We start from the raw sequence: 24,400 nt of genomic DNA, 5'->3' as shown, positions 1-24,400 counted from the left end.
TATAGTAGATTATAATATTCACATATTAATTCATTTGCAACAGGCAGCTAAAAAGGAGGCAGTACAATGAGTGACATTAATTCATTGTGTGCAGGTATGGATATGTCAGCATTTGCCGAACGCCTCCGCTTGTTGCGTGAAGCCCGTAATCTGAGTCAGGTCAGGCTCGCCGAACTCCTTGGCGTTGATCCGCGTGTCTACAACCGCTGGGAAAAAGGCGTGAGCGCCCCGCACCTTGAGACGGTGGTTAACATCGCTGACGTGCTTCAGGTTTCGATGGATGAACTGGTTGGCCGTAAGTCAGTATCGGATGAAGTGAAGGTACGCAACCACACGCTACATGCGCTGTGGCAGAAGGCGGATCTGTTACCAGACTCCGATCAACAGGCGCTGATCGCCGTTCTGGACAGTTTCGTTAAGAAGGCAATGATGGAACAGGTGATGAACATCACCAGTAAACGATAAATAGCGCGACGTTACCGTGCTACCAACACGATAACGCCGCTCACCACAAGCAACTAAACGAGGTAGTTACTATGGCTAAGGCACATTCTAAGTCAGGCGCCACCGTTAATAAAGCAGGCAAAACAGAGCGTTACTACACCGTGGGATATGCTTCGCATAATGGCAAGCCTAACCCGCCCTCTGCCATCAACCTTAAAGGCCGCTGGCTGGAAGAGTCGGGTTTTATCACCGGGATGCCCGTCACCGTCACGGTGGAGCGCGGCAGGATTATTATCGAGACGCAGATTAATTTTTAGCGACTGACCAACGACTAAAAATAATAAAGCCGGAAGGATCGTTGGATCACTTCCGGCTTTTACTACTTAATGTTCCAAGATACATCTTCCAAAAATTTAATCGGACAAGCTATATATTTTTCATAGCCAACAAAAGATGCAAGATATTTAAAATCACTCTTCTTACCATAAAAAAAAGAGTAACATTCTGATGAATATTTCATTAAATCACTAAACTTACTGGGTGGAACATAATAGCCATGCTGAATAGCTAGTATTTTATGCATATCCTGTATAGATAAACGGCATATATTTAAATCTTCATTTAAATATATTGGTGATGATTGAACCAGATCAGTCTCTATATACACTGTCAATTCATCATCATCTGACGTTATTAAATCAACAGTCAATCTTTGCTCACTAAAGCTCCATCCTTTCAGAAAGGACTCTGATGCGATCGTCAATAACTCATTATTTTCATTTGAAAGCGTTTGAGAAGTCATCCCATTGGCCTCTGTTAATTATTTTATCTCTTAAGAAAAGATGCCCTTTTTCCCCATTGATATTTATATTCAAGTGAGGATATGTTGACTTACCAACACCTTTACCCCAGTCATTATGCCCCCAATAAACTGAGTCACCTGCTTTATTCTGCCAACCTATCCACTTACCATTACTATCATACATCCTTGTTTTTCCTGGGCCTAATTTCTCTGCAGCCCAGTTTTTTGCATCATTTGAGTTCTCAAATAACGTGTCAACTTTCACGTTACCTTTTTTGGACACAGTTCTTTCAAGTTCAACACCATTTTTGCCAAGAGGGGAATCCTTTAAAGGACACCCAACAAGCCCCAGCGGATCAACCCACTCCAGCGGATTATGCACATAACCCTGCGGCCTCAGCCCTCCCGCCAGCCCTATCGGGTCGGGCGATAGGTACTGTCCGCTTTCCGTATCATAGTAACGATGGCGGTTGTAGTAAAGCCCGGTTTCCGCATCGTACAATTGCCCCTGATAGCGCAGTTCGCAGTACACTTCCTCGTTCGCCGCGTCTCCCAGGTAGCGCCGCAGCGGGATAGGTCGCCGCTCCTCGCGGTATCCGCCCCACAGCGCCTGTTCGCCGCGCCAGTGGATTTCGCCTTCCTCGCTGCACAGCTCCCGCGCCGTGCCCGTCAGGTCGGTCACGATATAGTGCAGGCGCGTGCTCCCGCCTTTTGCCTCCACCTGCGCCAGCGGCCGGAAGCTCCCCGGCTCGTATACCCACTGCACTTCCCGTGCCGCCGACCCGTCGGCCCGGTACTGCTGCTGACCGGTCAGTTGGTCGCCGTCCCAGCGGTACGCCACGCGCGTGACCGCCTGCGCCGACGGGGATTGCCCCTCGCGGACCTTGTTGATTCTGCGCCCGAACGCATCGTAGCGATAGCGCCAGCGCGCCCCGTCCGGCAGGCTCACCCGTACCAGCCGGTCCTGCGCGTCCCAGTCGAAATAGGTCTCCTTCGGCCTGAACCCCGGCCGCGTTTCCCGCTTCACAATCAGACGCCCACAGTCGTCATAGCGGTACTGCGTATGGCCCCGCTCGACCACCCGGCCCGCCGCATCGTACCGTGCCGATGCCTGTACCACCGCATCCTGTACCTTCAGCGTCTCACCCAGACCCGGCGCTATCTGCGCCACCTCGCACAGGTTCTGTTCGCTGTCGTAGCCAAACAGCCGCGCCTGACGCCGTCGTCCTTGGTCACGGCGCTCTGCCGTCACCAGCCCGGCGCCGTTCAGCCGGAACGCCTGTTCGCCCCAGTGGCTGTCTGTGATACCCGTCAGACGGTCCAGCACATCGTACTGGTAGCGCCGCTCCAGCACGTCATTCACCCGACCATCCGCCCCTTCCAGCGCCTGACGTTGCAACAGGCCCGTCGGGCTCCAGTCATGACGTAACGAGAACCCGTTGCCGTTGGTACGCCGCTGCTCTTCGCCCGCGGCCGTATGGCTGAACTGCAACGGTGCGTGTGCGCCAATTGCCAGCGACGCCAGCCGCCCAGACTGCCACGCCAGGTGCAGCGGGGCAAGCAGGCCATCGACTCTGGCACGCTGACCGCCTGCGTCATAATCGCTCTGCACCGCCTCGCCGTTAAGGGTTTCCGCCACCACCTGCCCGGCGCGGTTATAGGCGTATTCCACCACGGCGTCCGGGTTGGCGGCCCGGATTAAGCGGCCCGCCGCGTCGTAGTTCAAGGCCGTGACGCTGTCGGTTTCCCCGTCCGCGTTACGGGCGGTGATAGTAATGATGCGTCCGGCGGCATCATGCGCATAATGCAGCGTGCTGCCATCCGGTGCGATGCGCTGCACCAGCCGGTCGGCCACATCGTACTGATACTGGTACACCCGACCGTCGTAATGGCGCTCTTCGCTCAGTCGACCGCTGTGGTCAAAGCCGTAGGTCCAGTCGCGTCCCTGACTGTTCGTCACCCCGGCGAACTCGGCCTCGGCATTGTAGTGGTAGCGCACCGTTGCCCCCAGCGGGTCGGTCGCGTCCAGCAGGTTATCGAACGCCCCGTAGCGGAACTGGTAGCGCTGCCCCAGCGCATCCGTCACCGCCGTCAGGTTGCCCTCCACATCGTAGCCAAAGCGCGTCTCGCTGCCGTCTTCGTACACCACTTTAGCCGGTGAGGCGCGCCCGCCGTCATATTCCCAGCGGCGCACCTGTACGCCCGCCTCGTGCTCAATGTGTCGTTCGGTCAGACGGTCAAAGTCGTCATAGCGGAACCGGACCGTTGGCGCCGCATCCCGCTCCAGGCGGCTGAGCAGGCCGCGGGCGTTGTAGTGATAGCGCTGCAATACGCCGTCCGGGCTTATCACCGTCGATAACAGCCCCGCGTCATCATAGCGGTACAGCCACTCGCGCCCTTCCGGGTCGTTCACCTCGACAACCTGCCCGGCGTCGTTACGCTGATAGTGCCAGACGTTGCCCAGCGGGTCGGTGTAGGCCAGCAGGTGTCCGTCATCGTCATACGTATAGTGATGGATGGCGCCATCAGGCAGCGTTACCGCGGTGACCTGCCCCCAGTCATTGCGCTGGTACACCGTGCGACCGCCCAGCGGGTCGGTCTCGGCCATCAACTGGTTATCGACCCACTCGAAGCGGGTCTCACCGCCGTCGGGGGTACGTTTGAGCAAGATATTATTACGTGCATCGCGCACGTAGCTGAATATTCCGCCAAACCCGCTATGATAGTGGCTGGTCAGGGTGTCATCGTCGTATTCAAAATGACCCGGCCAGTAGCCTTCTGCGGTTCTGTCGCGGATGGCGCGGCCTTTTTTATCGTAGTCGTGTTCAACCCAGGTCGACCCCAAATCCGACCAGCGCAGCAGCCAGCCTTCCGGTGAGTAGCGATAGTCAAAATTACGCCCCTCCTCCGCACGCACGCTCAGCAGGTAGCCGTGTTCGTCATAGGTATAACGGGCCAGCGTTTTGAGGGGCTGACGCTGCGGGGTACACAGCGTCAGTGCCGTCATCCTCTGGTGTTCCGTTGTGACGTGAATCAAACGCCCGTCAGACAACGTCACCCAGCGGAGTTCGCCCAGCATCCATTCGAACGTCACCCGGTTGCCGACGGCATCGTCAATCGATGTCAGACAAAGCTGGAGGCCGAGGGCATATGCAAAGCGATAGCGCAGGCCACCGACATGGTGAAGGACGAGTTCCCCCTGCTGGCGGGTTAATCGCCATTGTGGATTCGACGGTGCGCGACTGAACGCCCCTTCGTCGGGCAGGGCGAAGAAGGCCTGATTAAATTCCCCGTCCATAAGCATCGCGACGCCCTCGTTCAGCGTCAGGCTGATATCCCAGTTGGTACGCCACACGGTGCCTAATAAACCAGGTTTTCGCTCACCACCAGAACGGTAATAGCGTTTCATCGGCAGAGGTAAAATACCCGATAGCTGGAAATCAGTACGCCAATCAATCACATAACCCGTGGCCATATCGACGGGTTCACCTTCGCTTTGGCAGTGGTTTGATGTAGAACAGCTCTTTCCATCGGCTTTCTGAGCTTGAGACGATGAATGACCGGGCGTACCACCAACGTCTGATGGGGTTTTATCGGCTACCTTAATTTCCGGTTTTGTCGCTGCCCCTTTACCTACCGTTGATCCAGATTTTCTGGTAATTATTTTTCCAATAAACTCATTTACTTTCTCTTTGATTTTATTGATGATCTCTTTAAATTTATCAATGAGTTTTTTAATGACGCCACAAATTGCAGAAAAACTATTTTTTGTAAATGCAACAATCCAGCTTTTTGCTGAACTTGTGGCATTATTTATCATCCCTTCAATGGCCGTAATGATTTTATTGAGCAGGTTGATGGCTTCTTTAGCCACTTCATTTATTTTTCTCGCGAAATCCTTTAACCATCGAACAATATTACCATTAGATAGATATCTAATTTCACGAACAGCAAGTTGAATGGCCTGATTATCCAACGCATTCTTTTCTAATACTTTCATTGCACGAACAACAGATTTACCCGCAATTTTTAGCGCGTGCCCGGGGCCAGGAATTACGCCGATGATGTTCAATGCACCTTCAGCAAGGAAATAGTTATCCTCCAGATTATCTGGTTTTTTATAAGCAGCCCAACACCATTCACTAATAAAATAAACATCGGGTGCTTGACCTACAACTGGGAAAAAACCAAGAATAATTTGACTAAGCAATAAAACTGAAGTTTCTGTTGTCTGATCGGCGACTTCTGCCGACAAGCTATGATGAATTTTATTAATTGCTTGCTTTAATTCACGATCGCCTGCGTTAATCTGTTTTTTTAATTCTTGAAAACGGTCATAGGCCAGCTGATACTTATCTTCGACATTAGAAAATAATAGTCCGCCAAAGGTACTATCATCAACATTTACTTCATCATAACGCTCACTGTCTTCAGCATCGTATTCAATAATCCCTTTTTCATGTAGTAGTAAATACAGAGTGAAATATTCTCCAGCCAAGACAGCATAGGTGGGATTTTTTTGCAGAACGGGGTTATTTTCTACGGTATCCTGGGGATTAAAATCATCCGAACCTTCGTGAATATCAAGTTGGTAATTACCACAAGCCATATCGTGAATTTTAAAAAAACCATTATCATCGGTTTCCCCATCGATTTCATTACCCCTACTATCAGTCAAAATAAAGGGTGCATTTGCCACAGGCTCCCCTGATGAGTAGACATACTGAACAAAAGTCTCGCAGCCACAGGTTGTACATCCCCCTGAAATATTATTATCCGTAGAAAAACTTTCATTCGCGGCCTCTCCGCTGGCAGATAACGCGCTGCTTTTATCCTGATTCATGAAATGACGTCCTTTTTATTTTATGCGTCGTCCAGATGGTCAATCGCGGCTTGATACAGGCGATCCATGCGGCTTTGCGTGCCGATAAATTCCGACTGTCCCAGAATATCCTTTGCCCAGGGCTGATGAAGGAATGTGGGCGAGAGTTCTGTCGCCAATGCCAGCCAGCGCACGATATCGCGGTCGTTGTTAAAGCCGTTGCTTTTCGCCTGCTCCGCCTGCTGACAGATAAACGCCTGGAGTTCATCGTCAGACGCGTCTTGCCAGTTAGCATGATAAGTGCGCAGGTGTTCCATATAACGAGACAGATGTTGATGTTCGGATGGTGTCATGATGGCGTGCCATTGTTCGGTGCTTAGTTGGCGCGGCAGGCTATCGGGAATGGCGTGCGGTTCGCGAGTAGTGAGGTTTAAGGCACGTATCGCACCTTCAGGAGAAATGTCGCAGAAACGGGCTATCGGGCCATAAAACGCACAAGCCTCTTGTGCGGAACTGGCGGATAACAGTTGGTTCACCACCTGCCAGTCCCCTACGCGCAGGATGGCATTTTCCCCCGAAGGTGAGGTCACCAGACTCCACTGCCGTAGATGCTTCGTGACCTCAATCAATTGATCGAGCGGTGAATAGGCCAGCATAAACCACGCCAGTTGTAGACCCATTCCCCAACCCGGTTGCGTGACCACGTGTTCTTTCACCTGAGGCCAGTTAGCGACATTAAGCGGAATGCAATAAGGCGATACCGAGGCATGAACACGACCGGCTTCTCCCCAGTACAACGAGGTTTGTTCCAGACTGCCTCCCCAGCGTTCGGCCAGCCAGGGGACAGCGTCGTTCATCGACGCTTCTGCGATAACAAAACAGCCTCCCTGAGCGAGACGTGTTTGCCAGGCAGCGTCATCTTCCGTCATCGATTCAAGGAAAGGGGGCGCGATAGTCATGGCGTGACCTCCGTTATGTCAGGTAATTCCCCCCGCATCCAGCCGGGGCGATGGTAATGAAGCCGTACGTTGTCAATACGATCAGGCTCTGATTTAAATATCCGAATGCTGTCCGCCAGCGAATAATGTTCCGTCAAATACATAAAGGTCGGATGTCGGTAGAATTCACTGCCGAGAATCCAGCGGTGAGCGGACCAGGCCTCACATTCTGCTTCTCTGGCTTTGGGGTAATATTTTTGGGCTAGGGTAATGCCGCTAATAAAACGCGCTTTGACGATTTCAATATCCAGCGGAAATACGCAGTGCGTACTGACAAAAAGAAAAAGTTCATTCGCTAAACGGTGCAAGCGATTATCCTGGGCGAGAAGGTAATATTGGTCGTGCGTTAGCTGAATTTGATATGGTTTACTAATGTCAGACGTATTTTCGAGACCTTTTTCCTGCTGCGAAAATAATTGATATTCCCCGCGTTCACTTTCGATTATCGGGAGGTACAGTGTATTCAGGGGACCAAGGAAAGCCCTTTGTGCACCGGAAGATAACGTCGGCCACCAAGCTGATAATACCTCAGGCGCATAGCTACGAAACAGCGCTCTCGTACCGTCGGGCCATAAACAAAATATACGCTGCTGCCAAAAATCGGCCATTTGTGACAACGTTAGTTCACCCTGTGTGAGGATTACGCCGTTATGCCGCGTCGGCTGCGTTTCATTCAGCCAGTACAGTAAGGTTTCTCCGGGTTTGCCTTCTTCTACTTTCACCACGATGGGCGCCCATCTTTGCCAATTTCCGGCCTGTTTTCCGAAATACAGCGACTGCCCGATATTCGCCGCCGCGGGCTGGAAAGCCTGCCAATATTCCGGCAGGGTGGGGTATTCCAGCGGCGAGATTATCGCGTACAGCGGCGCGCCCAATTGGCTGATTTCAAACAACGTATAGCCATTTGCCTTCATCGTTATTGACCTGTCAATAAAGAAGAGAATATTTACTACGATGCGAGTGCATTAATTGCGCCGGTAATAATGCGAGCGATCGGCGCGGGAGAGGTTTTTGAAAAATAGTAGAAATCGATACGGTGAATTAAAAAATCACAGCGGTAATCCTTGTTCCCAACGCGCCCGGACTTCCGCTGGAGATAGTGGCGGGAATTTAACGCCACGATCCTGCAATAATTGTTTGACCTTCAATGCCCACGGATAGTGCGGCGATTTAGGGGACATAATGGATAAGCTGTCTTCGACACTCCAGGCTAAACTGGCCCCCGTCGCCGAATAGGTATTAACCTCAGCACCTTTTTCAATCAGCCAATAGACGATTTCGTATTTATTCAGATAAGCGGCATAGTGGGCGCTATTGGTTTTTTGCCCATCAGTTAAATTTACGTCAGCCCCACGTGCTACCAGTAGTTTAATATCGGCCCAGCGCTCTTCGCCAATCGCGCCAAATATCGCGGGCTGTCCACGGCGTCCAATGGCATTGGGATCGCCACCAGCGTCCAGAATAATACGCAGCCAGTCGGGATCTTTAAAACCAGACACCCGGTTTACCGCACTATCGCCAGATCCATCTTTATAATTCGGATCGGCTCCCAACTTTAGCGCCAACGTAACGGCCTTTTTATTCTGCGTTTCATAAATCAGCCACACCAGCGGCGTCACGCCTTCTTTGCCCTGGATATTCAGATTAACGCCCTGCGACAGTAACTCACGCGCTGCCGCTTCGTCACCTTTTTGAATGTTTTCCAACACCGCCACCACTGGCGGTGCAAAAAGTTCACTGGCCTGCATACGCTGCCCTCCTGCCTGACACGCGGTTAATAATCCCAGAATAACGACGCCTACCCATTTTATACGTGCTAACCATTTCATGTTATTCCCCTGAAACTGTGGGTTATCGTGTTCCTGTCACATCAAAGACTATTCGCAGGGATGACGTAGTTCCAATAACCCGGAGGGAGACGCCATTAGCCATTTCCACCGAATCAGAGAGAAAAATCACAGCGGTAATCCTTGTTCCCAACGCGCCCGGACTTCCGCTGGAGACAGCGGCGGGAATTTAACGCCACGATCCTGCAATAATTGTTTGACCTTCAATGCCCACGGATAGTGCGGTGAATTAGGAGACATAATGGATAAGCTGTCTTCGACACTCCAGGCTAAACTGGCCCCCGTCGCCGAATAGGTATTAACCTCAGCACCTTGTTCAATCAGCCAATAGACGATTTCGTATTTATTCAGATAAGCGGCATAGTGGGCGCTATTCCTTCTTTGTCCATCAATTAAATTTACGTCAGCCCCACGCGCTACCAGTAGTTTAATATCGGCCCAGCGCTCTTCGCCAATTGCGCCAAATATCGCGGGCTGTCCACGGCGTCCAATGGCATTGGGATCGCCACCAGCGTCCAGAATAATACGCAGCCAGTCGGGATCTTTAAAACCAGACACCCGGTTTACCGCACTATCGCCAGATCCATCTTTATAATTCGGATCGGCTCCCAACTTTAGCGCCAACGTAACGGCCTTTTTATTCTGCGTTTCATAAATCAGCCACACCAGCGGCGTCACGCCCTCTTTGCCCTGGATATTCAGATTTACTCCCTGCGACAGTAACTCACGTGCTGCCGCTTCGTCACCTTTTTGAATGCTTTCCAACACCGCCACCACTGGCGGTGCAAAAAGTTCACTGGCCTGCATACGCTGCCCTCCTGCCTGACATGCGGTTAATAATCCCAGAATAACGACGCCAGCCCATTTTATACGTGCTAACCATTGCATATAATTCCCCTGAAACTGTGGGTTATCGTGTTCCTGTCACATCAAAGACTATTCGCAGGGATGACGTAGTTCCAATAACCCGGAGGGAGACGCCATTAGCCATTTCCACCGAATCAGAGAGAAAAATCACAGCGGTAATCCTTGTTCCCAACGCGCCCGGACTTCCGCTGGAGACAGCGGCGAGAATTTAACGCCACGATCCTGCAATAATTGTTTGACCTTCAATGCCCACGGATAGTGCGGCGATTTAGGGGACATAATGGATAAGCTGTCTTCGACGGTAAAAGCGAGGTTACTGCCGGTCTCATCATAAATATTGATATCCGCCCCTTGTTCAATCAGCCAATAGGCGATTTCGTATTTATTCAGATAAGCCGCATAGTGGGCGCTATTGACTTTGGTGCCATCAACGAGATTCAAATCAGCGCCCCGTTCTACCAGTAGTTTAATATCGGCCCAGCGCTCTTCGCCAATCGCGCCAAATATCGCGGGCTGACCAAGCCGTCCAATGGCATTGGGATCTCCCCCGGCATCCAGAATAATACGCAGCCAGTCGGGATCTTTCGCTCCTGCCACGGAATTAACGGCACTGTCGCCAAAGCCGTCCTTATAATTCGGATCGGCTCCCAACTTTAGCGCCAACGTAACGGCCTTTTTATTCTGCGTTTCATAAATCAGCCATAACAGCGGCGTCACGCCCTCTTTGCCCTGGATATTCAGATTAACGCCCTGCGACAGTAACTCACGCGCTGCTGCTTCGTCACCTTTTTGAATGCTTTCCAACACCGCCACCACTGGCGGTGCAAAAAGTTCACTGGCCTGCATACGCTGCCCTCCTGCCTGACATGCGGTTAATAATCCCAGAATAACGACGCCAGCCCATTTTATACGTGCTAACCATTTCATGTTATTCCCCTGAAGGTAGTGGTTATCTTCCCGATATCGTCCTTTTTCTGGCTTTCAATCCCGGCAATCACCTGGTCCATACCGTGGCGCGCAATCGGTGAACCGCCTACGGCGGGAAGCGCCATCATCTCACCGCTGGCTTTCGGTAGCCCGCCCTCTAGCAGTTTGGCGATACCGACAGCGCCCCCAAGCGCCGCACCGGCGACGCCGCCGATCAATGCGCCCGCCCCGGACAGCAGGCCGGGGATCAACGCCTTGCCATAGGTTTGCGCCAGAGTTAACACCTCGCCGTCGACCGCCTGCGTCTTGATTAACGTGCTGGTTTTCGCCAGGTCGGCGCCACCGGCACGCGACAGCGTCTTGGTATGCAACCCTGCGGCATTAAAGGTATAACCGGGTAACCCGGTGACGCCGACCGCCGCCGATGCCAGGCCGCCGCCCAATGAATGCCCGACGATAACGGGAGGTGGCGAGATCGCTTCCTTTACTTGCTTAGCTAAATCCATCGCCTGATTATATTGATCCGTCTCAAAGCCCATCGCTTGTCCGACATTGGTTAACCAATCTTTCACCCCGGTTACTGCATTATTGGTTCCCCGATAGGTCAGCATGGTTTCGCCGTTAATGGCAGATTTGAACAAAGCAGAACCAAACCCTGAATCGGTATCCATAAATTTTGCCTCTTTAAGGCTCGGTAATAGGCTAGTATCCACAATATCCAACCCCACCGGCGCTTTGGGCAACGTATCTAACACGCCGCGTCGGAATTCATCGACCGTATACACATACTGTGCCGCTTCCGCGCGCAAGATATTGTCGTTATTAAACGCCAGTCGTTTCGCCGCCTCTGCCAGCCCTGGCAACGCGGCTCCTTCCGCGGCCAGTTTGGCGCGCGCCAGATAGCGTTCCTGACGCTGTAGCCGAGTCAGCGCTTCATCTAGCACCGGCAGCTCCGCGACTTGCGCCCATGCCATGGGCATCGGTGTCAGCATCGGGGTTAGCGCTAAAAGCGGCGCGTGATCCCTCGATGCCTGTTCGGCGCAGGCTTTAACTGGCGACTGGTATGGCGTGTCGCCAATAATTACATTGCCACTGCCCGCTATGACCGAGCCGCCGCAGCCAATGGCATCGCCAATACGCGCCGCCGGCTTGCCATTGATGATGACTGTACCGGAGCCTGCGGATATCGCCCGATTATGGACGCCGTGCGGCATATTTGGACAAGGGCAGGCATGGAGTAACACCGCGTCACCTTGGCGGGCCGCTGGTTTACCATTGATGATAACATCACCGCTGCCTGCAATAATCGGGGTAGAGGGGAAACAACCGTGACCCGCGCAGCTATCTCCTAAACGTGCGGCACCTGGCATCGTTCCTCCTTAACGCCGATCTGGCGCATCGGGTAGTGTGGGTTTTGCCGGATCGTCCGGCGTAATCGATACCGGTGCCGTTCCGACGCCCGCCGCACCGCCGTCGTTGATTTTCACCACGGTGCCGGAAATGGTAACGCCCGCGCTGTCAATCTTGATAAAACCGCCTGGTGCTTTAATGGTTAACGCTTGTCCGGCTTCCAGCACGATATCTGCGGCTTTCAGGTAACTGTCCGTATTGACCAGAATGCGTTGGTGCGCGCCGATCAGTGTCTCTTCCGAGCCGGACATTGTCGTCTGGCGGCTCCCCTCGATGCGAGTGATTTCTCCCCCGCCGATGAAGCGCTTAAGCGACGCGCCGATCTTCTGGATCATGTTTCGGCCAATATCCTGATGATGATCCTGACCAATGCGCTCAAAGTCGTCCTGCCCTATCGTTCGGTGACGATGGCGTTCGACCCGTTGGAACTGATCTTGTGCCACGCTGAGGTGCTGATCGCGCCCCACGCTCTGGCGGTGGATATTATTGATGACCCCGTCCATATCTTTCTGGGCGTGGTAATAAATTTGTTCTCGCGTCGCCTCATCTTCAAACCGTAATTCATTAAAACCTTTACCTTTATGGGTATCGGTACGCAATGTGGTACGTGTCTTATGTGCCGGTAACACATACGGTGTCGGGTTAGTCGCATGAAAGGTTCTGCCCGTTACAATCGGCTGGTCCGGGTCGCCTTCCAGGAAGCTGACGATGACTTCGTGGCCGATGCGCGGGATGGCGATCAGCCCGTACTGGCCGCCCGCCCAACCCTGACTGACCCGTACCCAGCAGGAGCTTTGGTCATTGCTGGCGCCGTAGCGGTCCCACGGAAATTGCAGTTTGATGCGGCCGTGCTCGTCGCAGTAGATTTCTTCTCCCGCCGGGCCGACTACGGTGGCGATTTGTGGGCCATCCACCATCGGCTTGTACGGCAGGTCGGCGCGCCAGGTGCGTTTGGCGCTGATAACCTCAAAACTGTTGCTGTAGGTGGTCGGTTCGCCGCCGCTTTCCTCTTCCAGTGCCTGCGGTTGTTGCCCGCTGTGTGTGATGGCGACCAGTTGCCAGCCGGTATTGAGTGTCGGGTTGGGGTGTTCGGTCAGTTGAAAGGTGCTGCCCGGCATCAGCATGGCGGCATTGGATTCGCCCGCGCCGCCCATCGCGCCCGCCCTTAACGCGTCCAGCCGATAGCCGGTAAACGCCTTGCCGCTCGGGTCTTGCTTGAAGCGGCCGGGGTAGTCGAAGTGCTGATAGCTCTCCCGCTGATGCGCCAGGTCGTTGCTCATCTTACGGTGCAGCAGGCCGTAGGCCGGGGTTTTGAAGCTGTAATCCTTGAGGGCCACCTCTGCCGTGCTGACCTGCTCGGCGTAGCGGAAGCGACGGACGTACTCGCCTTCGCTCAGGCCCTGCGTGGCGAGGTTGAAGAACAGTTCGGGGCCTTTGGCCAGCGCCCCGGCATCGTCGGCAAAGACCACGCGGTGCTTGCCCGCTTCAAATTCGTGGAAGAAATACAGCCCTTCCTCGGCGGCCAGTCGGGTGATAAAGGCTAAATCGCTTTCCCGGTATTGCACGCAGTATTCACGCGAGGCGTGGTCATGGCGTAAGGCAAAGGCATAATCGGTAATGCCGGACTCTTCCAGCAATGTGGCGATGATGGCTTCGGGTTTGTGCGCCTGAAAAATGCGGGCGTTGGTGCGTAGCCCCAGTCGCCACAGCGCCGGGCGCACCTCGGCCTGATAGCGGGTGCGGCGAAAACCGGTGTCGCCCTGCGTAAAACCGCTGACGATACCGCTGACCCGGCGTTTGAGTTCGCCCTCATACCAGATGAGCAACTCGCACGGCTGGTCGAGTACCGCGCCAAAATCCACATCCGGTAATGCGCTGGCCAGACTGAGCGACAGGCCGAACGGGCGATTCAGCGCTTCGTTGAGCTGAAAATCCACCACGACAAACGTGCTTTCGGGCAGGGCGCCGACCTTAACCGTGAACTGTAATCCTGTACTGTTTGCCACCTGTCCTCTCCTTTTCCCCTCGCTATAACCATGGCTACCGCACGTGCCGCGCTTTCCGGCGCGGCACGAGTCAACCCTGATGACACCTGCACATGGGGCTGAGTCTGCTCACCCCCATGCGTAGACGGGCTACATACTGTTTCAACGAAAAATGTGAAAAACCCGGGCACGCCCGGGTTGGGTATCAATTACGCTTCAACCGGCGCACGCCAGTCGTCAGAGCCGGAGGTGCCGGCCACGGTGTGCTCCCAGTCGATTTTGCGGTAGGCCAGCGAGACTTCGAGTAACTGGGTGTAGTCCAGTTTCGCCGGGTCCTGGCAGTGCGGCATCTGGCAGTTGATATCGACGATGGTGGCGTCGGTCAGGATGGTGGAAAAGAAATGCTCCTGTTTGCCTTCCACCGAAGTGCGATACCACTTCAGTGTCACGGTCGGCAGCATTTCACCGGTAGAGAGCGCGTTGTACAGCAGCGGCACGGCCTTGTTGAGCGCGACGGTGAATTTGAAGGGTTTATGAACGCGTTGGCCGGACGGCTGACCGGATTGCGGGTCGGTCGGAACGGTAACGATGTGTTTGAATTCCTGCACCAGCATCTCATCTTCGTGGCCCTGCACGTAGATGTTGCCGACGGACTCGGCGGTGAATGCGCCCGCGGTGATGTTGCCCTGCGTTTTCCCTTCAATGCTGATATAGCATGGAGTTGGCATGGTCTTGCTCCTTGTTGTTGAACGAGTTGAATAACGTCGCGTTCTGTATAGCAACTCCTGTGCCAATTTATATGTTATTGTTATTATTAAACAATCACTTAAGTCAAATTTTCCCTAAGCAAAATTTGAGCAAAAAGTTGCGCAGACCTCGTGAAAAAACGGCATCCATTGCGCAAAAAGTGATATCCACTGGGAAGTGAGCAAGAAGTTGCGCAGAATGCGCATTTATGCTGAAAATTGGCGTTAGGGATCAATTTAATCAAGGTATTGGCTATCAATTTCGATGGGATTCATTGCTAATGACCGAAAAAAGGCGATAAATTATTCACTCGATATCAGGTAAAAAGTGAGTGCTTACTTCTATGTTGATGCAAAAAAGACGAATCAATAAGGGCGACGGCGATGTGCGCAAATCTGGCGAAATATTCCACTGCAACGGCGTTTGTGTCGAATTTCATGCGTTCCTCACCAATTACTTGAAGGGCGTAGGTGTTCAAATCCGCTGACAATCGCTCATTCAGTAAATTGCCGTTAAAATGTTCACGTTGATGGAATCTACCTGGTAAAGGGGCACTCGTCGCCATGATGGGGGCGGACGCTTTTGTTAAAATTATTCTGAACGCTCAATTCGCTTAGAAGCGGGGACGATGTTAGATCGATTGATGTTTGGCAGAACTGCATCAATGTAAGGTATGACTTATTGATTCGATAAAGACAACGGATTGGTCATCGTTGCCACCTTTCTGTATTTTAGTCCCATACAAACACACATGAGGATAAAGTGATGTCAGTAATCAATACTAAGGTTAAACCCTTTAAAAACATGGCGTTTAAAGACGGAAAATTCATTGAAGTGACCGAGAAGGATATCGAAGGGAAATGGAGTGTTTTCTTCTTCTATCCGGCCGACTTCACGTTTGTTTGCCCGACAGAGCTTGGTGATGTCGCAGACTATTACGACGAATTCCAACAGCGTGGCGTAGAAATCTACTCGGTTTCAACCGATACCCACTTTACGCACAAAGCATGGCACAGTAGCTCCGAAACGATTGGTAAAATCAAATACACCATGATTGGTGATCCTACTGGTCAATTGACGCGTAACTTCGAAAACTTGCGCGAAGCGGAAGGCTTGGCCGATCGCGGTACGTTCATTGTCGATCCACAAGGCATTATCCAGGCGGTGGAAATCACGGCTGAAGGGATTGGTCGCGATGCGTCAGACCTGCTGCGTAAGGTGAAAGCAGCGCAGTATGTAGCTTCGCACCCTGGCGAAGTGTGCCCGGCTAAATGGAAAGAAGGCGAAGCTACGCTTTCTCCATCTCTGGATCTGGTTGGCAAAATCTAAGCGAATACAGCAAGAAGCAATGTCGTTATCAGCTATCGGGTGCGTTGCACCCGATTTTGCCTTTGTACCCACTTGCCGACTTAAGGATGACCAATGCTCGACAATACGATGAAAGTCCAGTTGAAAGCCTATCTGGAAAAATTAACCAAACCTGTTGAGTTGATTGCGACTCTGGATGACTCTGCTAAATCTTCTGAAGTCAGAACGTTGCTGACTGAGATCGCGGAATTATCCGATCGGGTGAGTTTTGTTGAAAAGAACGATCTGCCTGTGCGCAAGCCGTCGTTCCTGATTACTAACCCAGGCAGTCAAAGCGGCCCCCGTTTTGCTGGCGCCCCCATGGGACATGAATTTACCTCTTTGGTTCTGGCGTTATTGCAGGTGGGTGGGCATCCGTCGAAAGAAGCGAAAGAATTACTCGATCAAATCCGCCATCTTGACGGTTCGTTTCATTTCGAAACCTATTACTCGTTATCCTGCCACAACTGTCCAGATGTGGTGCAGGCGCTGAATTTAATGGCGGTGCTGAATCCGAATATCACCCACACTGCGATCGATGGTGGCGTATTCCAGGATGAGATTGAACGTCGTAATATCATGGGCGTTCCCACGGTTTTCCTGAACGGAGAACACTTTAGCCAAGGTCGGATGAGCCTGGCTGAGATTGTGACGAAAATCGATACTGGCGCAGGCGCTAAACAGGTCGAAGCGTTGAATCAGCGTGATGTTTACGATGTGTTGATTATCGGCAGCGGCCCGGCAGGGGCGGCGGCAGCGGTCTATGCGGCGCGTAAAGGGATTCGTACCGGTTTGCTGGGCGAGCGTTTTGGCGGCCAGATATTAGATACTGTCGATATTGAAAATTACATTTCGGTTCCAAAAACTGAAGGGGCCAAATTGGCCGTCGCACTGAAGAACCATGTTGACGACTACGATGTAGATGTGATCGATGCGCAAAGTGCGGAAGCCTTGATTCCCGCTGGTGAGCCGGGTAAACCGCATCAGGTCATTACTGTCTCCGGCGCAACGCTGAAAGCGCGTAGCGTGATTATTGCAACCGGTGCGCGCTGGCGGAATATGAATGTCCCCGGCGAAGAGCAGTACCGCACGCGGGGCGTAACCTATTGCCCACACTGCGATGGTCCGTTGTTTAAAGGCAAGCATGTAGCGGTGATTGGCGGCGGGAATTCCGGAGTGGAAGCGGCCATCGATCTGGCTGGCGTAGTGAAACACGTTACGTTGTTAGAGTTCGCGCCGGAATTAAAAGCGGATTCGGTATTGCAGGATAAGGTAAGAAGTCTGCCGAACGTGGACATCATTCTAAATGCGCAAACCACCGAAGTGAAGGGCGATGGACAGAAGGTCACGGGGCTGAGCTATAAGGATCGCGTCACTGATACGACGCATGAGCTAGCACTGGAAGGGATCTTTGTGCAGATTGGTCTATTGCCTAACACGCAGTGGTTAGAAGGGACGGTAGCCAGAAACCGTATCGGTGAGATCGAGATCGATGCCAAATGTGAAACCAGCGTGAAAGGGGTCTTTGCGGCGGGCGACTGTACAACAGTGCCGTATAAGCAGATCATTATTGCGACGGGCGAGGGCGCAAAAGCCTCTTTGAGTGCGTTTGATTATCTGATCCGTTCGGGGACGTAATAGCCTTTAGAAGGCGGGCTCCGTCTTATTTCTGTCGTGTTAGTCACTGTCTTTATGACGTTACGCGGCGATGTCGGTTAATAAGAGACATCGCCGCGTTTTGGTATATTGAGATCGAAAAAATGAGTATTTTGCGCTTGCCAAGCCGGAGCAACGAATTCATAATGCTGCCCGTTTTGTGCCATTGTTGTTGGCTCAGTTGAGCATGAGTACAGGCTTCATTCATCTCTTTTCCCCACTCGTTTTATTAGTCAATATAAAAATACATATTGTTGTTAACAGACTTATCCACAGGATGCGCGCCGAGTATTTCTTCGTCGTGAAATATTTCTGCCAAAATGATATGAATTATCTGTTTGAAATTTAATAAAAAATTTTTTTTAAAAATGTTACAGCAATCGCTTGTGCTTTTTTTGCTGATTGATTGGCAACGTTTTTTTTTATTTATTCACAGCGTATGCGACAAATGGGTGACAAATAATCCAGAAGCTCACGCATCGCGCGGCAACCCTTTCTCTATTGCACGAACAAGTCGTTTTTTCTGTGTCGACTGGACATCGATAGCTTGCGACGCGCGGCGTTCTAACTGCTGACGAATCGCCCAGTGGATATGTTCATCCAACAGTTCGCTCTCACCCAGACGGGTTTGCAATGCCAGCACGATACTATCCTGATAGGGCGCGTTTCCCAGTGCGACGGCAATATTGCGTAGCCAGCGGAGATGACCGATGCGCCGGATCGGCGATCCCTCCGTAATCCGTAGAAATTTCTCTTCACTCCAACTAAATAGCGTCAGCAACGCTGGCGCGTGCAGCGCAGCGCGCGGGCTGAAATCAGCTTCGTCGGTGAGCTGTGAAAATCGGTTCCATGGACAAATGAGCTGGCAGTCGTCGCAGCCATAAATGCGATTGCCCATCAGCGGGCGAAATTCTTCAGGAATCGGGCCTTCCAATTCGATGGTCAGATAGGAAATACAGCGGCGGGCATCGACGGTATACGGTGCGACAATGGCCCCCGTTGGACAGGTGGTCATGCACGCCACACATCGACCGCATTGTTCTTCCTGTGGCTGATCGACGGGCAGGGGTAAATCGATTAATAGTTCACCGAGAAAGAACCAGGAGCCCGCTTCTCTATTCATAATTAGTGAGTGTTTACCAACCCAACCTAACCCGGCTTTTGCCGCTAAGGGGCGTTCCATAATAGGAGCGGAATCCACAAACGGGCGAAAGTTTAATGCTCCGCAGTATTCCTGGATCCGATCGCCCAGTTTTTTCAGCCGCTGGCGGAGCAACTTGTGATAATCGCGCCCCAGTGCATAACGGCTTACATAGCCGAGTTCCGGGTTTTTTAAGGTACTGGCGAAGGCAGCCTTAGCTGGGAGATAATTCATGCGTACACTGATGACGCGCAGTGTGCCAGGCAGCAGTTCATGCGGGCGCGCCCGCAGCATGCCATGGCGTGCCATCCAGTCCATTTCTCCGTGGTATTGCTTATCCAGCCAAGCCTGAAGCCGGGGCTCTTCAGCGGATAAATCGGTGTCGCAGATACCCACCTGCTGGAATCCTAATGCTAGCCCCCATTGCTTGATATGTTGCGCTAATTCGTGGAGATCGTAGGGGTATGACATGGGGAACCGTTAAAAGTGCTGTGTTTCCCTGATTTTATCACAACGTACTAATATCACCGTTGAACAGAAGAAGCCTGTCGATAAAAAGTACAGGTAAAGATTTTAAGACTACCGTCGATATTTTAAAGTACCGCATCGCGCTAATTATAAAACTCTGGGGGTCTACATGGAAATGGCGCCATTATCTTTATCTTTTTATCGCCCCATGCTTCACGGCATGGATCTCAGTATTGATGTTAACCAGCGGCAGGCTGTCCAGCAGTCCAACGTGGATAAATCGGCGATGACCTTTGATGTTGACCCGGTACAAATCAGTCAGGAAGGGCGAAAACAGTTACAAGACGATATTATATCGCAGCCAGCCCCCCGTTTTTTCTCCTCCGATATCGACAAGGCGTTGTCACAGGCGCTAGCCGATCTGCCCGAGCAGGTGTCTCAGGCGGTTTACCATATTATTGATGAAAATTTCATGAACAGCACCGCTGTCAGCGGGGAACAACGTCAAGCCTCATTAGCACTGGGGATTTCTCAGGCTACCTATCTGGCTGAACACTATATCAGTGACGCTCAGAAACAATCCTTTCTGGATACGATGAAACAAATTGCCGCCATTTCGCAAACGCGGTCGACTGACCCAACAGGCAATGTCTCTTATTACAACCCTCCTTCATATATACCTGGAACGACTGAATACAAGGTAGATTGGAGTGCGATTATGAAAGAGAAAGAGCCGGAGAGATATGCGAAATATTTTGAAGCTCTCGAATCCGGCAATGCGGTAAAAGGATTAGAGGAATTGGTAAGTTTCGTTAGTGATGCTGCGATCAAGCACCCTGACTGGGGACGCGAGTATCAGAGTAATTTAGCTAAACAGGTTAACGAGTTGGAACAGACCGAAATAAGTAATCCATTTGCCGATATTGATGTGTCCACTCCATCGAACTTTATATCGGGTGCGGTTGATGTGTTAAAAAGCGCTTTTAGCGAACAAACGCTGCAATACTCGCTAAAGCGGATTGAACAGTTCTTCGCCTCTCTCCCTCCTCTTTCCAGCTAGTTCGCCTGAACGTCTACTCGTTCTCTCTGGCGAACACGGGTAGATCTTGCTAACTTGGAATGCATGTTCAATGCCCATACGACTGATGGATAACAACATGCATAACGCCAGTGAGCCTTGTCGATTCGATGCGGCAAAAACGATGTTACCTGATTCGGTGTTTTATGCCGAATGGGTGCGCCATGAAGAAGCCAGAGCGGCTAGCGAGTCAGGGCTTTCGCTATGGACGCTCATGCAGCGAGCGGGAGACGCCGCATTTCAGGTCGCTCGGCAATGCTATCCTTTAACCAAACGCTGGCGGGTGCTGGTTGGCCATGGCAACAATGGTGGTGATGGATATGTGGTCGCCAGTTTGGCGGCTGCGGCGGGTATTGACGTGGAGGTGATTGCCTGCGCCAGCGATAAGCCGTTGCCTGAAGAGGCGAGTCTTGCCCGTCAGCGTTGGCTAGAGCAAGGAGGGCGTGTTCAGGATATCACTGCGCAGAATGCGGATATTCCCTGGCCCGAAGGGATCGAACTTATTATTGACGGCCTACTGGGAACCGGTCTTTCGGCTGCGCCGCGGGGCCCTTACGCTACGCTAATTACCCAGGCTAATGCTTATCCTGCCCCTATTGTATCACTGGATATTCCTTCTGGTTTACACGCTGAGACTGGCGCCTGTGCGGGCGTTGCAATTCGTGCGGCGCAGACAGTGACGTTTATTGCGCTGAAACCGGGGTTGTTGACTGGCTGCGCTCGCGAGTGTGTAGGGAAACTACACTATCATTCATTAGGTTTGCAAACGTGGTTGGATGAGCAAAGCGCGCCGATACAACGGCTAACGGCCGCACATTTGCCTCAATGGTTGACGCCGCGCCCTGCTGGACAACATAAGGGCGATAACGGTCGGCTGCTCCTTATCGGCGGTAACGCTGGATTAGGGGGGGGCCGTATTCATGGCTGCTAATGCGGCCTTACATAGCGGTGCGGGGTTGGTGCGAGTACTTACTCACAAACAGTATCAAGCGGCGTTTGTGGCGGCACGGCCTGAGCTAATGGTACAAGAATTGACGTCAGAAACGCTGCAACGCGGGCTGGCGTGGGCAAACGTCATCGTCATTGGACCCGGTTTAGGGCAGGATGAATGGAGTAAAAATGCGCTAAATCTGGCAGAAAATTGTAACAAATCCATGTTATGGGATGCAGATGCACTTAACCTGCTGGCAATCAATCCACATAAGCGGCAGAATCGCGTGCTAACACCCCACCCAGGAGAGGCGGCGCGTTTACTCCATTGCCGTGTATCTGATATTGAAAGCGATCGTTTGCTCGCAGCCAAAGAATTGGCGAAACGTTATGGCGGCGTGGTGGTGTTAAAAGGGGCGGGCACGGTGATTGCCAGCGAACAAGACGACATTGCGATTGCCGATGTGGGAAATCCCGGCATGGCGACCGGCGGCATGGGCGATGTGTTATCCGGTATTATCGGTGGTTTGCTGGCGCAAAAGCTCTCACTCTATGATGCTGCCTGTGCCGGTTGTGTGGTGCATGGCGCAGCGGCCGATGAAATAGCCGCGCAGCGCGGCACCCGAGGCATACTGGCAACCGATTTATTGCCTGTGTTGTTCCGATATGTGAATCCCGAACGGGTATTTTTTTAACGCAGCGGTTTTTAGCACTGATTTCACGTAGAACTCAAGAATGAAAAAAATAGCCTTACTACTGCCGGATGAAGCAGCCACGCTTGCATTAGGCTCGGCACTGGCGCAAGCCTGCGACCGCGCTTGTGTCATTCATTTATATGGCGATCTCGGCGCAGGGAAAACGACGTTCAGTCGCGGGTTCTTACAGGCGCGAGGGCATCAAGGCAATGTTAAAAGCCCGACTTATACGTTAGTCGAACCTTATGCATTATCGCCATTGTCCGTCTATCATTTTGACCTTTATCGACTTTCCGATCCAGAAGAGTTGGAGTTTATGGGAATTCGCGATTACCTGACACAGGATGCCATTTGTCTCATTGAATGGCCGCAACAGGGCGCAGGCCTGCTGCCCGACGCAGATATCGAACTGTATCTACACTATCAGGAGCAAGGGCGGCAAGCGGAACTGTCTGCGGTCTCTATGGCAGGAGACACGATATTAAAACAATTTACTCTTCTGCCAGGAATATCGGAATTATGATAAGTCGCATAGCTAAGCTGTTAATCGGTATAGGATTGATGCTGATAGGGACGGCGTGGGCGGCTAATCTGTCGGATATTAAGGTGGATAACGCATCGGGCCAAGCTACGGTACGCCTGAGCTTTAGCGGCCAACCTATTTATGCTTTTTTTCCCCTGACTAATCCTGACCGGGTGGTTATCGACATTCGGCAGAGTGCCGTTATTCAAGGGCTACCATTGAATTTCAGCGGGAAAAACCTGATCAAGCGTGTACGCACCAGCAAGCCAAAGGATGCGCAAAGTTTACGCCTGGTGTTGGATCTGACCCAAGCGGCTAAAACACGGGCGGTGACACACAAACAAGGTTCAGGCTACGACGTGGTGTTCACGATCGCCAGTAATAAAGCCAAAACAGTAACCGCTTCGGCGCCTCCGCCGTCACGACAGCAGCGTAACACGTCGGTAGAACCGGCCAAAAATCCATTTACTAATAACGCAGCGTCTGTCGCAAATAATCGAACGTCATCGAATCGCGTAGCAACTCGGCGAGGTAATGAACGCATTATTGTGGCGATTGATGCCGGTCACGGCGGGCAGGATCCGGGAGCGATTGGCGCTGGTGGGCTGAAGGAGAAAAATGTCACCATTTCTATTGCGCGTAAATTGCAAGTTTTGCTGAATAGGGATCCTGCCTTTAAAGGCGTGCTGACACGCAACGGTGACTACTTTATCTCCGTGATGGGCCGTTCGGATGTGGCACGTAAGCAGGGCGCGAACTTGCTGGTGTCGATCCATGCGGACGCCGCACCGAATCGCAATGCCAAAGGCGCATCGGTTTGGGTGTTATCCAACCGTAGAGCGAATAGTGAAATGGCAAATTGGTTGGAGCAACACGAGAAGCAATCCGAGTTATTGGGAGGGGCTGGCGATCTATTAGCAAACAGTGGTGACGATCCTTATCTCAGTCAGGCGGTATTGGATCTGCAATTTGGCCATTCTCAACGTGTGGGATACGACGTGGCGACCAAGGTATTGCGTGAACTTCAGCGCGTTGGCGGGTTGCACAAACGACTCCCGGAACATGCCAGCCTTGGGGTGTTACGTTCGCCAGATATTCCTTCTCTGCTGGTAGAAACCGGGTTTATCAGTAATGCTACGGAAGAGCGTCTATTGGGCAGTGACAGTTATCAGGAAAAGATTGCCAATGCGATTTATCGTGGGCTGAGGGGATACTTCCAGACGCATCCGTTGCAATCAACACCGCAAAATAGACTCCCCAAACGGGCATCCGCGGCAAGTAGTGCTGTGCCGTCGAGCGATATCACTGCGGCTGCGGCGCGTGGCAGCAGTACGCGGCATGTCGTTAAACGCGGCGAAACGCTTTCTTCTATTGCGCGGCGTTATGGCGTCAGCCTCGCGGCTATACGCGGTGCCAATAAAATTAATAAGGACATTGTTTGGGTGGGACAGCGTTTGACGATTCCGGTGACGGGTACGCGACAGGCAACATCCGCGCCTGGCGCTAACAAGCCAATCGCAATGAAGCATAAGGTCGTAAGGGGCGATAGCCTCAGTGCGATTGCCGCCCATTACGGCGTCAGCATGAAAGACATTCAACAGGCGAATAATATGCGTTCCGGCACGGTTCAATTGGGTCAAACGCTGATTATTCCGTCTTCCTGAGCCACCATGCTGACGATGTTGATAGTTTAAGGATTGCAAGGGAGATACG

General features: G+C 52.2%; 18 protein-coding genes and 1 pseudogene. 8 read left to right on the top strand and 11 right to left on the bottom strand.

Annotation, left to right across the window (positions count from 1 at the left end):
- The first annotated feature begins 66 nt into the window (after positions 1-66).
- Together RFN81_RS15635 and RFN81_RS15630 are read left to right on the top strand one after the other, a co-directional pair.
- On the top strand, positions 67-465 hold the full coding sequence (locus tag RFN81_RS15635; protein WP_039552385.1) for a helix-turn-helix domain-containing protein: 399 nt from the start codon (positions 67-69) through the stop codon (positions 463-465).
- 71 nt (positions 466-536) lie between these two features.
- Positions 537-761, top strand: coding sequence for a type I toxin-antitoxin system SymE family toxin (locus RFN81_RS15630; RefSeq protein ID WP_264496702.1), 225 nt, complete (start codon positions 537-539; stop codon positions 759-761).
- Between the two features lie 62 nt (positions 762-823).
- Here the strand turns inward: RFN81_RS15630 and RFN81_RS15625 are convergent, their stop codons facing one another.
- From RFN81_RS15625 to RFN81_RS15580, 10 genes are all read right to left on the bottom strand, one after another.
- Positions 824-1,246 carry a hypothetical protein gene (locus tag RFN81_RS15625; protein WP_264496701.1) on the bottom strand — a complete coding sequence of 141 codons (423 nt, stop codon included), beginning with the start codon at positions 1,244-1,246 and terminating at the stop codon, positions 824-826.
- A complete protein-coding gene (locus RFN81_RS15620; RefSeq protein ID WP_264496700.1) occupies positions 1,221-6,089 on the bottom strand; it encodes an RHS repeat-associated core domain-containing protein in 4,869 nt (1,622 codons plus the stop codon). The genes RFN81_RS15625 and RFN81_RS15620 overlap by 26 nt, the downstream gene beginning before the upstream one ends.
- A 20-nt stretch (positions 6,090-6,109) precedes the next feature.
- Positions 6,110-7,027, bottom strand: coding sequence for a DUF4123 domain-containing protein (locus RFN81_RS15615; RefSeq protein WP_264496699.1), 918 nt, complete (start codon positions 7,025-7,027; stop codon positions 6,110-6,112).
- Positions 7,024-7,980, bottom strand: coding sequence for a DUF4123 domain-containing protein (locus RFN81_RS15610; RefSeq protein ID WP_264496698.1), 957 nt, complete (start codon positions 7,978-7,980; stop codon positions 7,024-7,026). Before RFN81_RS15610 ends, RFN81_RS15615 begins: the two co-directional genes overlap by 4 nt.
- 135 nt (positions 7,981-8,115) lie before the next feature.
- On the bottom strand, positions 8,116-8,895 hold the full coding sequence (locus RFN81_RS15605; RefSeq protein ID WP_264496697.1) for an ankyrin repeat domain-containing protein: 780 nt from the start codon (positions 8,893-8,895) through the stop codon (positions 8,116-8,118).
- A 126-nt stretch (positions 8,896-9,021) separates the two neighbouring features.
- Positions 9,022-9,801 (bottom strand): ankyrin repeat domain-containing protein, encoded by a 780-nt coding sequence (locus tag RFN81_RS15600; protein ID WP_264496696.1) that lies wholly within the window; start codon positions 9,799-9,801, stop codon positions 9,022-9,024.
- 126 nt (positions 9,802-9,927) lie between these two features.
- Positions 9,928-10,626, bottom strand: coding sequence for an ankyrin repeat domain-containing protein (locus tag RFN81_RS15595; protein ID WP_264499008.1), 699 nt, complete (start codon positions 10,624-10,626; stop codon positions 9,928-9,930).
- Between the two features lie 77 nt (positions 10,627-10,703).
- A complete protein-coding gene (locus tag RFN81_RS15590) occupies positions 10,704-12,077 on the bottom strand; it encodes a PAAR domain-containing protein (RefSeq protein WP_264496695.1) in 1,374 nt (457 codons plus the stop codon).
- 9 nt (positions 12,078-12,086) lie between these two features.
- Positions 12,087-14,123: a type VI secretion system tip protein VgrG gene (locus RFN81_RS15585; RefSeq protein ID WP_264496694.1), complete on the bottom strand. Its 2,037-nt coding sequence runs from the start codon at positions 14,121-14,123 to the stop codon at positions 12,087-12,089.
- Between the two features lie 188 nt (positions 14,124-14,311).
- Complete coding sequence (locus tag RFN81_RS15580) at positions 14,312-14,830, bottom strand: Hcp family type VI secretion system effector (RefSeq protein WP_264496693.1); 519 nt, start codon at positions 14,828-14,830, stop codon at positions 14,312-14,314.
- Between the two features lie 784 nt (positions 14,831-15,614).
- On the opposite strand from RFN81_RS15580, the gene ahpC reads away from it, so the two are divergent.
- Both ahpC and ahpF read left to right on the top strand, forming a co-directional pair.
- Positions 15,615-16,178 (top strand): alkyl hydroperoxide reductase subunit C, encoded by a 564-nt coding sequence (gene ahpC / locus RFN81_RS15575; RefSeq protein WP_264496692.1) that lies wholly within the window; start codon positions 15,615-15,617, stop codon positions 16,176-16,178.
- 93 nt (positions 16,179-16,271) lie between these two features.
- Positions 16,272-17,834, top strand: coding sequence for an alkyl hydroperoxide reductase subunit F (gene ahpF, locus RFN81_RS15570; protein WP_264496691.1), 1,563 nt, complete (start codon positions 16,272-16,274; stop codon positions 17,832-17,834).
- 490 nt (positions 17,835-18,324) lie between these two features.
- On the opposite strand, the gene queG is transcribed toward ahpF, so the two are convergent.
- A complete protein-coding gene (queG, locus tag RFN81_RS15565; protein ID WP_264496690.1) occupies positions 18,325-19,464 on the bottom strand; it encodes a tRNA epoxyqueuosine(34) reductase QueG in 1,140 nt (379 codons plus the stop codon).
- Between the two features lie 166 nt (positions 19,465-19,630).
- Here queG and RFN81_RS15560 point away from each other — a divergent pair, with 166 nt between their 5' ends.
- From RFN81_RS15560 to amiB, 4 genes and pseudogenes are all read left to right on the top strand, one after another.
- Positions 19,631-20,521, top strand: a complete 891-nt coding sequence (locus RFN81_RS15560; protein ID WP_264496689.1) for a hypothetical protein — start codon at positions 19,631-19,633, stop codon at positions 20,519-20,521.
- 97 nt (positions 20,522-20,618) lie between these two features.
- Positions 20,619-22,164, top strand: a pseudogene (nnr, locus tag RFN81_RS15555) (bifunctional ADP-dependent NAD(P)H-hydrate dehydratase/NAD(P)H-hydrate epimerase).
- Between the two features lie 40 nt (positions 22,165-22,204).
- On the top strand, positions 22,205-22,687 hold the full coding sequence (tsaE, locus tag RFN81_RS15550; RefSeq protein WP_264496688.1) for a tRNA (adenosine(37)-N6)-threonylcarbamoyltransferase complex ATPase subunit type 1 TsaE: 483 nt from the start codon (positions 22,205-22,207) through the stop codon (positions 22,685-22,687).
- Positions 22,684-24,351: an N-acetylmuramoyl-L-alanine amidase AmiB gene (gene amiB / locus RFN81_RS15545; RefSeq protein WP_264496687.1), complete on the top strand. Its 1,668-nt coding sequence runs from the start codon at positions 22,684-22,686 to the stop codon at positions 24,349-24,351. The genes tsaE and amiB overlap by 4 nt, the downstream gene beginning before the upstream one ends.
- Positions 24,352-24,400: the final 49 nt, after the last annotated feature.

Origin of the sequence: Pectobacterium cacticida, assembly GCF_036885195.1 — a bacterium.
Taxonomy (GTDB): Bacteria; Pseudomonadota; Gammaproteobacteria; order Enterobacterales; family Enterobacteriaceae; genus Pectobacterium; species Pectobacterium cacticida.
This window is presented reverse-complemented; position numbering and strand designations above follow the sequence as displayed.

What these genes read in the sequence shown, in the direction of transcription:
- amiB (WP_264496687.1), top strand. Translation starts at nt 22,684, where the DNA reads ATGATAAGTCGCATAGCTAAGCTGTTAATCGGTATAGGATTGATGCTG.
- RFN81_RS15620 (WP_264496700.1), bottom strand. Translation starts at nt 6,089, where the DNA reads ATGAATCAGGATAAAAGCAGCGCGTTATCTGCCAGCGGAGAGGCCGCG.
- RFN81_RS15610 (WP_264496698.1), bottom strand. Translation starts at nt 7,980, where the DNA reads ATGAAGGCAAATGGCTATACGTTGTTTGAAATCAGCCAATTGGGCGCG.
- RFN81_RS15595 (WP_264499008.1), bottom strand. Translation starts at nt 10,626, where the DNA reads ATGCAGGCCAGTGAACTTTTTGCACCGCCAGTGGTGGCGGTGTTGGAA.
- RFN81_RS15600 (WP_264496696.1), bottom strand. Translation starts at nt 9,801, where the DNA reads ATGCAATGGTTAGCACGTATAAAATGGGCTGGCGTCGTTATTCTGGGA.
- ahpC (WP_264496692.1), top strand. Translation starts at nt 15,615, where the DNA reads ATGTCAGTAATCAATACTAAGGTTAAACCCTTTAAAAACATGGCGTTT.
- RFN81_RS15580 (WP_264496693.1), bottom strand. Translation starts at nt 14,830, where the DNA reads ATGCCAACTCCATGCTATATCAGCATTGAAGGGAAAACGCAGGGCAAC.
- queG (WP_264496690.1), bottom strand. Translation starts at nt 19,464, where the DNA reads ATGTCATACCCCTACGATCTCCACGAATTAGCGCAACATATCAAGCAA.
- RFN81_RS15625 (WP_264496701.1), bottom strand. Translation starts at nt 1,246, where the DNA reads ATGACTTCTCAAACGCTTTCAAATGAAAATAATGAGTTATTGACGATC.
- RFN81_RS15630 (WP_264496702.1), top strand. Translation starts at nt 537, where the DNA reads ATGGCTAAGGCACATTCTAAGTCAGGCGCCACCGTTAATAAAGCAGGC.
- ahpF (WP_264496691.1), top strand. Translation starts at nt 16,272, where the DNA reads ATGCTCGACAATACGATGAAAGTCCAGTTGAAAGCCTATCTGGAAAAA.
- RFN81_RS15590 (WP_264496695.1), bottom strand. Translation starts at nt 12,077, where the DNA reads ATGCCAGGTGCCGCACGTTTAGGAGATAGCTGCGCGGGTCACGGTTGT.
- RFN81_RS15615 (WP_264496699.1), bottom strand. Translation starts at nt 7,027, where the DNA reads ATGACTATCGCGCCCCCTTTCCTTGAATCGATGACGGAAGATGACGCT.
- tsaE (WP_264496688.1), top strand. Translation starts at nt 22,205, where the DNA reads ATGAAAAAAATAGCCTTACTACTGCCGGATGAAGCAGCCACGCTTGCA.
- RFN81_RS15635 (WP_039552385.1), top strand. Translation starts at nt 67, where the DNA reads ATGAGTGACATTAATTCATTGTGTGCAGGTATGGATATGTCAGCATTT.
- RFN81_RS15560 (WP_264496689.1), top strand. Translation starts at nt 19,631, where the DNA reads ATGGAAATGGCGCCATTATCTTTATCTTTTTATCGCCCCATGCTTCAC.
- RFN81_RS15605 (WP_264496697.1), bottom strand. Translation starts at nt 8,895, where the DNA reads ATGAAATGGTTAGCACGTATAAAATGGGTAGGCGTCGTTATTCTGGGA.